Below are 13,687 nucleotides of genomic sequence, written 5' to 3'. Positions count from 1 at the left end.
GCGGCTCCACGTCACGCCTGCATCAGCAACTCAGTCTCTCGGGACGCTTAGGTCAAACGCGGATATGGCTGCCTCCAGATCTTCATCTTCATCGTCATCGGGTTCATCAGGTCCGTCTACTGCCAAGGCTTCGCCGGGCGTGCCGGGCGCGTCTTTCGGCATGCCCGCTGCAGATCCAGCGGCAGTGCAAAAGATGTTCGAGCAATGGCTCAACACCTGGCGTGCGGTAGCCGACCCGGCCCAGTGGCAAAAGCTTGCCGCCCAGGCGAATCCGGCGCAAGCGGAATCGGCGGGATCAATATCTGCGAATCCGTTTGCAGCGTTGGGTGGCTTCCCGGCGCTTCCTGGTTTTCCGGGCATGGGTGTCGGCAACAGCGGCGGCGCCGGTGGTCAATTGCCGTTCGCGATGCCGGCAATGCCGCCGATTCCGACCGCAGCTATCGCGCCGCAGCGCCTGCAGGAACTGCAATCCAGTTTCTCGCGCGACGCCATGGAACTCATCAAGCAGACCACTGAGCAAAGCATCGACCTGTCGACGCTGAAAGACCGTCGCTTCAGCGGGGCTGCGTGGCAATCCGCGCCTGGTTTCGCATTTGCCGCGGCCTGGTATGTGCTGAACGCGCGTTATTTGCAGGAGCTTGCCGAATCGGTCGAAGGCGATCACAAGACCCGCGAACGCATCAGGTTCGCCGTACAGCAGTGGGCAGCAGCGGCATCGCCGAGTAATTACATTGCGTTGAATCCGGAGGCGCAGCAGGCGCTGATCGAGAGCCGTGGCGAGAGTCTGCAAAAGGGCATGCTGAATCTGCTCGCCGACATGCAGCGCGGCAAGATCCAGCAAAGCGATGAATCCGGTTTTGTCGTCGGCAAGAACATTGCAACCACGCAAGGCTCGGTCGTGTTCGAGAACGACCTGCTGCAACTGATCCAGTACACGCCGCGCACGGCGACCGTGAGAGAGCGGCCGCTGTTGATCGTGCCACCGTGCATCAATAAGTTCTACATCCTCGACCTGCAGCCGGAAGGCTCGCTCGTCGGCCATGCGCTTGACGCCGGCCATCAGGTTTTCATGATCTCGTGGCGTAATGCGGATGCGTCGATCGCGCACAAGACCTGGGACAATTACATCGAGGAAGGCGTGCTTGCGCCTATCGATGTAGTCAAGCAGATCAGCGGCCGCGAGCAGATCAACACGCTCGGCTTCTGCGTCGGCGGCACGTTGCTCGCAAGCGCTCTGGCCGTGCTGGCCGCGCGTGGGGAACATCCGGTTGCCTCCATGACCTTGCTGACCGCCATGCTCGATTTCTCGGACACGGGCGTGCTCGATGTGTTTATCGATGAGCAGCATGTGCAGATGCGCGAGCAGACCATTGGCGGCAAGAATGGCAAACCGCCTGCGCTGATGCGTGGTGTCGAGTTCGCCAACACGTTCTCGTATCTGCGCCCGAACGATCTGGTGTGGAACTACGTGGTGGACAACTACCTGAAGGGCCGTACGCCGCAGGCGTTTGACCTGCTTTACTGGAACAGCGATTCAACCAATCTGCCGGGCCCGATGTTCGTCTGGTATTTGCGTAACACCTATCTGGAAAATCGCCTGCGCAATCCGGGCGAACTGACTGCGTGTGGTGAGCAGCTGGATTTGTCGAAGATCGATGTGCCGACGTTTTTGTACGGATCACGCGAGGATCACATTGTGCCGTGGACGGCGGCGTATGCGTCCGCACCTTTGCTGACCGGACCGCAGACGTTCGTGCTTGGGGCGTCGGGGCATATTGCCGGCGTGATCAATCCGCCATCGAAGAACAAGCGCAGTTTCTGGGTTCTCGATAACGCCGATAAAACCCTGCCCGAAGACCCGGATGCATGGTTCGAAGGCGCGACCGAACATCCGGGTAGCTGGTGGCCCACGTGGACGCAATGGCTCGATGGTTACGCCGGCAAGAAGGTAAAGCCGAAGCCAACGCTTGGGTCCGATGATTTTCCGGTGATCGAGCCGGCGCCGGGACGTTACGTCCTGCAGCGGGACCAATAAGGTTTTTGCATGATCTGCACGGCTGAAAGATGTTTCGAGTGACGGCCAGGGCGGGTCATGCGGATCGGACCCGATTGCATTTCGGACGTGACCGGTCAACAGTATCCAACGTATTGTTTTATTGCAGTTGCTGAAACCCGAAGAACCCTGAGGTAACCGCAAGCCAGCGCTGTTGAGAGCGTCGCCTGCACCGGTTGAAAACGGCGCAGGCAAACAAGGGGCAAGCGCGAACACGCATCCAGCCGGCCATGCAGTCAGCCGGCTAAACCCGGGCTACCACTTTCGATTCTCAAAGGAAACTGAAATGACAGACGTAGTGATCGTATCGGCCGCACGGACGGCCGTCGGCAAATTCGGCGGGTCACTGGCGAAAATCGCCGCGCCTGACCTTGGCGCAATCGTGATTCGCGCATTGCTCGAGCGTTCGAACCTCAAGCCCGAGCAGATCAGTGAAGTGATCCTCGGCCAGGTTCTAACGGCCGGCTCCGGCCAGAACCCGGCACGCCAGTCGCTGATCAAGGCAGGTTTGCCCAGCTCGGTGCCGGGCATGACCATCAACAAGGTATGCGGATCGGGCCTGAAGGCGGTAATGCTGGCGGCAAACGCGATTATCGCGGGCGATGCCGACATCGTGATCGCAGGCGGCCAGGAAAACATGAGCGCGGCGCCGCACGTGTTGCCGGGCTCACGCGACGGTTTCCGCATGGGCGACGCGAAGCTGATCGATTCGATGATCGTGGACGGCCTATGGGACGCTTTCAACTCGATCCATATGGGCATCACGGCGGAAAACGTCGCGAAGGAATACGGCATTACGCGCGCAGCGCAGGATGAGTTTGCGGCGCTGTCGCAAAACAAGGCGGAAGCAGCGCAGAAGTCGGGCCGTTTCAACGATGAAATCGTGCCCGTTGAAATTCCCCAGCGCAAAGGCGAGCCGCTGCGTTTTGCCACCGACGAGTTCGTGCGTCATGGCGTGACAGCCGAATCGCTGTCCAGCCTGAAGCCGGCGTTCTCGAAGGAAGGCACGGTGACCGCGGCGAACGCTTCCGGTCTAAACGATGGCGCTGCGGGCGTGATCGTGATGTCGGCCAAGAAGGCCGAAGCGCTTGGTCTTACGCCCATCGCGCGCATCAAGGCGTATGCAAACGCGGGCGTCGATCCCAAGGTGATGGGCATGGGTCCGGTCCCGGCATCGAAGCGCTGCCTGGAACGCGCGGGCTGGTCCGCGTCGGACCTCGACCTGATGGAAATCAACGAAGCATTTGCAGCGCAGGCGCTGGCCGTGCATCAGCAGATGGGCTGGGACACGTCGAAGGTCAACGTGAACGGCGGGGCGATCGCGATCGGTCATCCGATTGGTGCGTCCGGCTGCCGGATTCTCGTCACGCTGCTGCATGAAATGCAGAAACGCGATGCGAAGAAAGGACTGGCGTCGCTGTGTATCGGCGGCGGTATGGGCGTGGCGCTCGCAGTCGAGCGGCCGTAGGGAGACAGTGTGCTAGAGCACCGCGCGCCGCGGTTCGGGTCAGCAGGCAAGCCCGGCTTCAGGCGCGCATAACGATAAACGGAGCGAGCAATGACGAAACGAGTAGCGTATGTGACGGGCGGCATGGGCGGCATTGGTACGAGTATCTGCCAGCGGCTGCATAAGGACGGCTACACGGTCGTCGCGGGCTGTGGACCGAATTCGCCGCGCCGGGTCAAATGGATCGAGGAGCAAAAGGCGCTGGGCTACGACTTCATCGCGTCCGAAGGCAACGTGGGCGACTGGGAGTCGACCAAGAACGCCTTCGACAAGGTCAAGGCCGAAGTCGGCGAGATCGATATCCTGGTGAACAACGCGGGCATCACGCGCGACGTCGTGTTCCGGAAGATGACGCACGAAGACTGGACCGCGGTGATCGATACCAACCTGACGAGTCTCTTCAACGTGACGAAGCAGGTGATCGACGGCATGGTCGAGCGCGGTTTTGGACGCGTCATCAATATTTCGTCGGTGAATGGTCAGAAAGGGCAGTTTGGCCAGACCAACTATTCCACCGCGAAGGCCGGCATTCACGGCTTCACGATGGCGCTGGCGCAAGAAGTGGCGACCAAGGGCGTGACGGTCAATACTATCTCGCCGGGGTACATCGGGACGGATATGGTGAAGTCGATCCGCCCGGACGTGCTCGAGAAAATCGTTGCGACCATTCCAGTTCGCCGGCTTGGGCGGCCGGAGGAAATTGGTTCGATCGTGGCGTGGCTGGCATCGGAGGAATCGGGTTTTTCCACGGGTGCCGATTTCTCGCTGAATGGCGGCTTGCACATGGGGTGAGGGGGCTTCAGGCGGCGCGCCATCAGGCTGTGCGCGCCGCGCGTCCCGCGTCGGAGCGGAACGTTGCAACTGGATGCCGGTTCGCCGGCACCGACTACGAACCGGCGGCTTGCGTCGCTTTCAATTACGCGGAGTCCGTCGGCACAGTTTGAGTTTTGCGTTTAAAGGCGTTACATGACCACTACAAAGAAATCCGCCGAACGACTCATAAAAAAATATCCGAATCGCCGGCTTTACGATACCGAAACCAGCACCTACATCACGCTTTCCGACGTCAAACAGCTCGTGCTCGACCAGGAAGAGTTCAAGGTGATGGACGCCAAGTCCGCCGAAGACCTGACGCGCAGCATTCTGTTGCAGATCATTCTGGAAGAAGAAAGCGGTGGCTTGCCGATGTTTTCATCGACCATGCTTTCGCAGATTATCCGCTTCTACGGCAACGCCATGCAGGGCATGATGGGCACGTATCTGGAGAAGAATATCCAGGCGTTCATCGACATTCAGCATAAGCTCACCGACCAGTCGAAGGGGCTGATCGACGGTAACTCGGTACCGCTCAATCCTGAAGTCTGGTCGCAGTTCATGAACATGCAGGCGCCCATGATGCAGGGGATGATGACGAGCTATATCGAGCAATCGAAGAACATGTTCGTGCAGATGCAGGAGCAAATGCAGACCCAGGCGAAGTCGATGTTCAACACGTTCCCGTTCCCGACGCCGGCTACGGCCGGGACTGCGGCCGCGACGCCTGCTACGACCACGACCACGACCACGACTCCGCCGAGCGGCACGCCGGAGAAGAAGTAAGCGAGGTTGGGCGCGGCGTTTGGTTTGAAGCAGACTTGCGACGGCCTGAAAAGCCGCGCGGGTCAAGGTTGGGCCGCGGCATTCGAGGGCACTCCCGCTCACGGTACAATATCGGTTTGTAGCGCAGCGCCGCAGCGCCCAAGGCGAATCAAGGCAAATACGTCGCCCTGTGGCGGATGCCGCACCGGTTCTCGCCTTTTCAAGCGTCTTTTGTCCTGCTTTCGAGCAGGGACACTAACGGCAGCGCACGCGCCGCTGCGCTCGTTAGCTTCGTGCCTGTCCGGTGCTCAAGCGCCGCCCGGCACTCACATCGCCAGACCACAACATGTCCCGTACCAGCAGGTCCGTCGCTCATAAAGTTGGCTTTGCTTCACTCCTATAACCGCGAGAGTCGCCAAAGCAGCCTGGAAGCCGTTCTCGCATGAGCCGGCTGTTTCTTGCGCCCATGCAAGGGCTTGCGGACTACGTGCTGCGTGATGCGCTGACCAGCACAGGCGGATTCGACGGGTGCGTGTCCGAATTCGTCAGGGTGACCGGCTCGGTGCTTCCCCGAAGTGCCTACGCGAGAGAGGCGCCCGAAGTCCTCCACGGAGCCCGTACACCCGGCGGGACACCGATGGTGATTCAATTGCTCGGCAGCGATCCCGAATGGATGGCGTTGAATGCGGCCCAAGCGGCCAGTCTGTCGCCGCATGGAATCGACCTGAACTTCGGCTGCCCCGCCAAAATTGTCAATCGGCACGGCGGCGGCGCGATGCTTCTGGCGCACCCTGAACAGCTGAACCGGATCGTTTCGTCCGTTCGCGCGGCGGTGCCTGCCGACATCGCCGTGACAGCAAAAATGCGGCTTGGCGTGTCCGATACTTCGCTCGCGATCGACTGTGCGACCGCACTGGCGGAAGGCGGCGCCGCCGCCCTTGTCGTGCACGCCAGGACGCGTGACCATGGCTACCGGCCGCCAGCCCACTGGGAATGGATCGCGCGTATTGGCGCCGCCGTGGACGTGCCTGTCATTGCCAACGGAGAAGTCTGGACAGTGGCGGACTGGGGGCGGTGCCGGACCATCAGCGGCTGTGCGGACGTGATGATCGGGCGCGGCGCCGTCTCGGATCCGTTCCTGGCTTTACGCATCCGCGGGCTGATGGGCCGGACGCCTTCCGGCGAGGAATGGCCGGTCGTGCTGGGTTTGCTCGCCGATTACCTGAGAAAACTGCAAGTCTGTGTCGCGACCCGTCATGAGCACGGACGCGTCAAAATGTGGCTCAGCTATCTCAAGCGGACCTGGCCGCAGGCTGCCGAACTGCACGCAGCCATCCGGCGCGTGCATGACTCGCACGAAATTCTTGAAGTGATCGAGGGCGTTCCGGCATTCAACGACTGGATACCGGCATATCAACGCGCGGCCCTTGACCTGCTCGATCCGGGAGCGCCTTGCCACTCGTCCGGCTGCACCGTCGCTGGCGCGGTACAATAAACGGTTGTGTGCGCAGGACGCTGTTCGGGCTGTGTCTTCATGGACATCGGACCCTTTAGCCTTGCCGCACCGTCCCCATTTGTCGCCATCGTCACCGCTATACGCCGGACCCACCTATGTCGCAGACCATTTCCCCCGCCGTGCCGACCCCATCGGCCCCTAAAGTCGGGTTCGTTTCACTCGGGTGCCCAAAAGCCTTGGTGGACTCCGAGCAAATCATCACGCAACTGCGCGCGGAAGGGTACGAGATTTCTGGCTCCTACGACGGCGCTGATCTCGTCGTGGTCAACACCTGCGGATTCATCGATGAAGCCGTGCAGGAAAGCCTCGACGCCATTGGCGAGGCGCTGCACGAGAACGGCAAGGTGATCGTCACCGGTTGTCTCGGTGCAAAGAAAAGCGCGAGCGGGACCGGTTTGATCCAGGAAGTGCATCCGAAAGTGCTGGCCGTGACCGGTCCGCACGCGACCGCCGAAGTCATGAGTCACGTGCATCTGCATTTGCCCAAGCCGCATGATCCGTTCATCGATCTCGTGCCGCCTGCCGGCATCAAGCTGACGCCGCGGCATTACGCGTATCTGAAGATATCGGAAGGTTGTAACCACCGCTGCACGTTCTGCATCATCCCGTCCATGCGTGGCGATCTGGTGTCGCGCCCGCTGGCCGACGTAATGCTCGAAGCCGAGAACCTGTTCAAATCCGGGGTCAAGGAGCTGCTCGTGATCTCGCAGGACACGAGCGCGTATGGCGTCGATGTCAAATATCGCACCGGTTTCTGGAACGGCAAGCCGGTGAAGACGCGCATGACGGATCTCGTCGGCGCGTTGGGCGAACTCGCCGCGCAATATGGCGCGTGGGTCCGCCTGCACTATGTGTACCCCTACCCGAGCGTCGACGAAGTCATTCCGATGATGGCCGAAGGACCGTTGAAGGGTCATGTGTTGCCGTATCTGGATGTCCCGTTCCAGCACGCGCACCCCGAAGTGCTCAAGCGTATGAAGCGCCCGGCGAACGCCGAGAAGGTGCTGGAACGCGTGCAGAAATGGCGGGCAATGTGCCCGGACCTGACGATCCGGAGTACGTTTATCGCCGGATTTCCGGGTGAAACGGAAGAACAATTCCAGACGCTACTGGACTTCATTCGTATTGCCGATCTGGATCGGGTCGGATGTTTCGCTTATTCGCCAGTCGAAGGCGCGACGGCGAACGAACTCGACGGCGCGCTGCCGGATGAAGTGCGTGAGGACCGTCGCGCGCGTTTTATGGAACTGGCCGAAGAATTGTCGGCGGAACGCATGAAACGCAAGGTTGGCAAGACGCTGAAAGTGCTTGTCGATGAACTGAGCAACGAAGGCGGCGTCGGCCGGACCGCGGCGGATGCACCGGAAATTGACGGTGTGGTGTATATCGAGCCGGCAAAGAAGGCGTCGAAGCGCTATAAGGCGGGCGATTTCGTGTCGGTGAAAATCACCGGCGCCGATGGCCACGACTTGTGGGGCGAAGTCTGAGCTTTAGGTCTTGAGTCGAGGTCTTGAATTGAGGTCCTGGTCCAACTCTCGACGCTGAATACACAAAACAACTGAGACGAAGGAGCTTTCATGGCACAACGTGAAGTGATGGTGGTCAGCGGCGTGCGGACCGCAATTGGCGATTTCGGCGGTGCGCTGAAGGACTTCAGCCCGACGGATCTCGGTGCGCGCGTCGTGCGGGAGGTGTTGTCGCGAGCGAACGTGTCTGGCGAGGACGTTGGCCATGTGGTGTTCGGCAATGTGATCCAGACCGAACCCAAGGACATGTATCTGGCGCGCGTCGCCGCGTTGAACGGTGGCGTCTCGCAGCACGCGCCTGCGCTGACCGTCAACCGCCTGTGCGGTTCGGGCCTGCAGGCAATCGTTTCGGCTGCTCAATCCATTCTGCTTGGCGACACCGATATCGCCATCGGCGGGGGTGCGGAAAGCATGAGCCGCGCGCCGTATCTGGCGCCGTCGGCACGCTTCGGACAGCGCATGGGCGACGCGCGTCTCGTCGACATGATGCTCGGCGCGCTGCACGATCCCTTCGATGCCATCCATATGGGCGTCACGGCGGAAAACGTCGCCGCCAAATACGGCATTTCGCGCGAGATGCAGGACGAGCTTGCGCTCGAATCCCATCGGCGTGCGGCGCGGGCTATTGAAGCGGGTTATTTCAAGGAACAGATTCTTGCCGTGACGCAGGCATCGAAGAAGGGCGACATTGTCTTCGATACCGACGAGCACGTCCGTCTGAACGCCACGCTTCAGGATTTCACGAAGCTCAAGCCTGTGTTTGCCAAAGAAAACGGGACGGTGACCGCGGGCAATGCGTCGGGCATCAACGACGCGGCCGCCGCCGTCGTGCTGATGGAACGCGGTACCGCTGAAGCGCGTGGCCTGAAGCCGCTCGCGCGGCTGGTCTCCTATGCGCACGCGGGCGTCGATCCGAAATACATGGGCATTGGCCCAATTCCCGCCACGCGCAAGGCGTTGGAGCGGGCGGGACTGAGCGTTGCCGACCTCGATGTGATCGAAGCCAACGAAGCGTTCGCGGCGCAGGCTTGCGCGGTATCCAAAGAGCTGGATCTGGACCCCGCGAAAGTCAATCCGAACGGCTCGGGCATTTCGCTTGGCCACCCGATTGGCGCAACCGGCGCGCTGATCACCGTGAAGGCGTTGTACGAGTTGCAGCGCGTGGGCGGACGCTATGCGCTGGTGACAATGTGCATTGGCGGCGGGCAGGGCATCGCGGCAATTTTTGAACGCGTATGAGCAAGGTAAGGACAGGAAACTATTCGATGGCGCAACTGAAAGTGGCGGCGGTGGCGGCAGCGCTGTTGCTCGCCGGCTGTAATTCGGCCATGCCGCCCGACGGCTCCCGAGCCGTTGCGGCGGCACGCGCAGCGGCTACGCCGGGCGATCTGGGCCTGCAGGCGCCAGGTACGGCCGAAGCAATTGAAACGCTGGCGCTCGCGCCCGCCAAACCACTGACGCCGAATCCGGCGTATGCGCATTTCCCGACCTATGTCGGTACGCTTGGCGATAAGCAGATCGAAATGAAGCTTGGCGCAAAAACGGATGAGCGCACGGGCGTGCACGGCGAATACCGGTTCGCGGGAGCGTCGACGGTGATTTTGGTCGCGGGTGACCGTGACGGCGATACGCTCGAGATCGAAGAGTCGAATGACGGCACGCATATCACCGGCAACTGGGTCGGCAAGTTTGCAGCCGATGGCAGCGTGTCGGGCGAACGCATGAACGCCGACGATTCCAATCCGCTGCCGTTTGACCTCAAGCCGGTCGGATCGGGATTGAGTGCTGCTCCTGCTCCTGCTGCGGGTACGGTTGCGCCGAAAGCGCCGCAATCGGCCGCGCCTTCGCTGGAACCCGCGCCCCCGCCCGCTCCTCCATCCGCGGGCCACGCGCTGGGCGGGACCAGCAACGTAACGATCGGCGAGTGAGACACGAACTCACACGAACTCGCCGTTCGATGTAACACGGCGTCATCGGCTTTCTCGCGATGACGTTTTTTTATAGCCTCGAACAAGCAGGACACTCATGACCGATTCCAGCAACTCGTCCAGCGCACGCAGCTTGCAGACCCGCATCGTTCATCCGGAGGATCAGCTCACTCCGGGCTTTGATTCGTTCGCGGTGCCGGTTGCACGGGCGTCGACCGTGGTATTCCCGAATCTCGCTGCCATGCGTGCGCTCGTCTGGAGCGACGACAGTCAGTGGCGATACGGCCTTCACGCCACGCCCACGTCGCTTGCGCTGGCGCAGCGGCTGGCTGTGATCGAGGGCGGCAAGCATGCATTGCTGCAGCCTTCGGGTTTGTCGGCTATATCGAACGTGTATTTCGGTTTGGTGAAGACCGGCGATCACGTGATGATTCCCGACAACGCGTACTCGCCGAATCGCGAGCACGCCGACTGGCTCGTCGCGGATTTCGGCCTGGAAGTGACGTATTACGATCCACTGATCGGCGCGGGCATTGACGCGCTGATCCGGCCGAACACCAAGCTGATCTGGCTCGAAGCGCCGGGTTCGGTGACCATGGAAGTGCAAGACGTGCCGGCGATCACGAAGGTCGCGCGGGCGCGCAAGATCCTGACCGCTATCGACAACACGTATTCGGCCGGTCTCGCATTCAAGCCGTTCGACCATGGCGTCGATATCTCGGTGCAGGCGCTGACGAAGTACCAGTCGGGCGCGAGCGACATCCTGATGGGCGCGACAATTACCGCCGACAAAGCCATCCACATGCGCTTGAAGAGTGCGCGGATGCGCATGGGAATTGGCGTGTCTTCGGACGACTGTTCGCTCGTGCTGCGCAGTTTGCCGAGCATGCAAATCCGCTTCGACGCTCATGACCGGACAGCGCTTTCGCTGGCTCACTGGCTGAAGACGCGGCCGGAAATTTCGCTTGTCCTGCATCCGGCGTTGGCGGATTGCCCGGGCCATGAATTTTTCGAACGCGATTTCACGGGGGCGGGCGGACTGTTTTCAGTGGTCTTCGATAAACGCTACAGCCCGGCGCAAATCGATACCTTCGTCGAAGCGCTGGAAAACTTCGCGATCGGCTGGAGCTGGGGCGGTGCGAACAGTCTCGCTATGCCGTACAACATCAAGTCGATGCGTACTGCCGGCGACTGGCCGCATGAGGGCGTGCTGGTGCGGTTTTATATCGGGCTGGAAGATGAAGCGGATCTGCGGGCGGATCTGGAGCGGGCGCTGGCAGGGTTAGAAGCCTGAAGACGTCGATCGAGGAGTGGCTGAATCTATTCTCAGCCCCTTCTCGCGATCTCGGCCGCCCCCTCAAAACAGCCGCAGCAACCCGTCCAGTCCCACGAAGTTCAACGCCAGTCCTGCCGCTTCGCGAACCACCGGCTTCGCGCGGAACGCCACGGACAATCCCGCTTCCGCCATCATCTTCAGGTCGTTCGAACCGTCGCCCATGGCGATTGAGCGCTGCGGATCGATTCCCAGTTGCGCGCAGGTTTCTCGCAGGGTGCGCGCTTTGACATCAGCATTGACGATCTCGCCGGTGACCTTCCCGGTCAGCTTTCCATCAACTATTTCAAGCGTATTCGCGCGCGTGAAATCAAGCTCGAGCCGTGCCTTCAGCTTCTCGGTGAAGAACGTGAAACCGCCGGATACCAGCAGAGTTTTCAGTCCCGCCGCCTTCGCTCCCGCGAGCATGATTTCCGCGCCCGGCGACAACCGCAGCCGTTCCTCATAAACCCGTTCCAGCGCGCTTGCTTCGAGCCCCTTCAGCAGCGCAACGCGTCGCGTCAGGCTCTCGTTGAAGTCCTTGATCTCGCCGCGCATCGACGCTTCAGTGATCGCCGCCACTTCTGCCTTCAATCCGCAAAAATCGGCGATCTCGTCAATACACTCGATCGTGATCAGCGTGGAATCCATGTCCATGGCGACGAGGCCGAAATCGCTCAGGCGCAGCGCCGGGTCAATGAACGCGTAATCCAGCCGATGCGCACCGCAATACGCATCGATATCCGGGCGCTGCAGGGGATTCGCACCGCGCAGCCGCAACACCCGGCCGGCGTCCGCGCGCTCGGTATGCTGCGAGCGGGCGAGGGCTGTGAGCGGTTTCAGATGGGTATCGGCGATCGGATCGAGACTTTGGATGACAAGGTTCATGACGGTCGGAGGGAGAAAAATAGCAGCGGGAACAATGCGAGACCCGTCATTGTAATGGTCCCGACCGATGGCGCACGTGCGCGCTGCGCCGATATGATGGCTGTCGATAAAACGACGGAGAAAGGCATGACCCCGACCGAACGCGCGCTCGACTTTGATCTGCGCAAGCTCGACGCCGCGTTTTACGCCGACCCCTATCCGGTCTACGACGCATTGCGCGCCACGGACCCGATCAAAACATTACCCGATGGCTCCTTGTTTCTCACGCGGTATCGGGACGTGCAGGCTGTTTATCGCGATCCGAAAACCTTCAGTTCGGACAAGACAGTTGAATTTGGCCCGAAGTATGGCGTCCACACTCCGCTGTTCGCGCATCACACGACAAGCCTTGTATTCAACGATCCGCCGCGTCACACGCGGGTGCGCAAACTGATCGCGGGGGCGCTGACGGCCCGTGCGATCGCGGCGATGGAGCCCGGTCTCGTGCGCCTGGTCGACGGTCTTCTGGACCAGGCTGCGGCACGCGGCGAGATCGATTTAATCGATGATTTCGCTGCGGCGATTCCGGTTGAAGTGATCGGCAATTTGCTCGACATGCCGCACGATGAACGTGCGCCGTTGCGCGACTGGTCGCTCGCAATTCTCGGCGCGCTGGAACCTGCGCTTAACCCGGAACAGGAAGCACGGGGTAATCGGGCGGTGACGGATTTCATAGATTATCTGGTGACGCTCGTTGCGCGTCGCCGGGCGCATTCTGGTGATCCGCAGCATGACGTGCTCACGCGGCTGATTCAAAGCGAGGCCGACGGAGAGCGCCTGGACGAAACCGAACTGCTGCACAACTGCATTTTTATCCTGAATGCGGGGCACGAGACGACCACTAACCTGATCGGCAACGGCATTGTGTTGCTGGCGCAATGGCCCGAGCAGCGGGCGCAGTTATTGGCCGATCCGACATTGATCGAAAGCGCGATCGAGGAATGTTTGCGTTATGAAAGCTCGAACCAGCTTGGCAACCGGATAGCGACGGCGGACACGCATATTGCCGGGGTGGCGGTCGCACGTGGGACGCCGGTGACGTTGTGCATTGGGGCGGCGAATCGCGATCCGGAACAATTCGAGGCGGCGGATTGCTTCGATATCGCTCGCGAGCCGAATCGGCATCTTGCGTTTGGGTTCGGGATTCATCAGTGCGCGGGGTTGTCACTGGCGCGACTGGAGGCGCGTATTGCGATCGGGCGGTTTATTGCGCGGTTTCCGAATTACGGGCTCGCGGGGGAGCCGCTGCGCGCGTCCCGGGCGAGGTTTCGGGGATTTGTGAAGGCGCCGGTAAGGGTGGGTTGAGGATTGAGGGCGCCCTGAACGGCGCGCCTTTGCTC

At 61.1% G+C, this 13,687-nt stretch carries 11 protein-coding genes; 10 read left to right on the top strand and 1 reads right to left on the bottom strand.

Annotation, left to right across the window (positions count from 1 at the left end; genetic code table 11):
* Nucleotides 1–64: 64 nt before the first annotated feature.
* From phaC to SBC1_RS09440, 9 genes are all read left to right on the top strand, one after another.
* The gene (gene phaC / locus SBC1_RS09480) at nt 65–2,035 is read left to right on the top strand and encodes a class I poly(R)-hydroxyalkanoic acid synthase (RefSeq protein ID WP_207958397.1); all 1,971 of its coding nucleotides are present in this window, start codon (nt 65–67) and stop codon (nt 2,033–2,035) included.
* 304 nt (nt 2,036–2,339) lie between these two features.
* The gene (locus SBC1_RS09475) at nt 2,340–3,521 is read left to right on the top strand and encodes an acetyl-CoA C-acetyltransferase (protein WP_165091428.1); all 1,182 of its coding nucleotides are present in this window, start codon (nt 2,340–2,342) and stop codon (nt 3,519–3,521) included.
* Between the two features lie 90 nt (nt 3,522–3,611).
* Nucleotides 3,612–4,352, top strand: coding sequence for a 3-ketoacyl-ACP reductase (locus SBC1_RS09470; RefSeq protein ID WP_165091426.1), 741 nt, complete (start codon nt 3,612–3,614; stop codon nt 4,350–4,352).
* A 174-nt stretch (nt 4,353–4,526) separates the two neighbouring features.
* A complete protein-coding gene (gene phaR, locus SBC1_RS09465; RefSeq protein WP_165091424.1) occupies nt 4,527–5,159 on the top strand; it encodes a polyhydroxyalkanoate synthesis repressor PhaR in 633 nt (210 codons plus the stop codon).
* 421 nt (nt 5,160–5,580) lie between these two features.
* Entirely contained in the window at nt 5,581–6,633 is a 1,053-nt protein-coding gene (locus SBC1_RS09460; protein WP_165091421.1) for a tRNA-dihydrouridine synthase, read from the top strand.
* Nucleotides 6,634–6,749: 116 nt separating this feature from the next.
* The gene (gene rimO, locus SBC1_RS09455) at nt 6,750–8,141 is read left to right on the top strand and encodes a 30S ribosomal protein S12 methylthiotransferase RimO (protein WP_165091418.1); all 1,392 of its coding nucleotides are present in this window, start codon (nt 6,750–6,752) and stop codon (nt 8,139–8,141) included.
* Between the two features lie 90 nt (nt 8,142–8,231).
* Nucleotides 8,232–9,419: a beta-ketothiolase BktB gene (gene bktB / locus SBC1_RS09450; RefSeq protein ID WP_165091407.1), complete on the top strand. Its 1,188-nt coding sequence runs from the start codon at nt 8,232–8,234 to the stop codon at nt 9,417–9,419.
* Nucleotides 9,420–9,445: 26 nt separating this feature from the next.
* Entirely contained in the window at nt 9,446–10,108 is a 663-nt protein-coding gene (locus SBC1_RS09445; protein WP_165091404.1) for a hypothetical protein, read from the top strand.
* A gap of 97 nt (nt 10,109–10,205) precedes the next feature.
* The gene (locus tag SBC1_RS09440; protein ID WP_165091402.1) at nt 10,206–11,402 is read left to right on the top strand and encodes a cystathionine beta-lyase; all 1,197 of its coding nucleotides are present in this window, start codon (nt 10,206–10,208) and stop codon (nt 11,400–11,402) included.
* A gap of 63 nt (nt 11,403–11,465) precedes the next feature.
* Here the strand turns inward: SBC1_RS09440 and serB are convergent, their stop codons facing one another.
* Complete coding sequence (gene serB / locus SBC1_RS09435) at nt 11,466–12,308, bottom strand: phosphoserine phosphatase SerB (RefSeq protein WP_165091399.1); 843 nt, start codon at nt 12,306–12,308, stop codon at nt 11,466–11,468.
* Nucleotides 12,309–12,434: 126 nt separating this feature from the next.
* On the opposite strand from serB, the gene SBC1_RS09430 reads away from it, so the two are divergent.
* The gene (locus SBC1_RS09430; protein WP_165091395.1) at nt 12,435–13,652 is read left to right on the top strand and encodes a cytochrome P450; all 1,218 of its coding nucleotides are present in this window, start codon (nt 12,435–12,437) and stop codon (nt 13,650–13,652) included.
* Nucleotides 13,653–13,687 lie beyond the last annotated feature (35 nt).

The sequence above is a fragment of the Caballeronia sp. SBC1 genome (assembly GCF_011493005.1).
In the GTDB taxonomy this organism is placed as follows: Bacteria; Pseudomonadota; Gammaproteobacteria; order Burkholderiales; family Burkholderiaceae; genus Caballeronia.
This window is presented reverse-complemented; position numbering and strand designations above follow the sequence as displayed.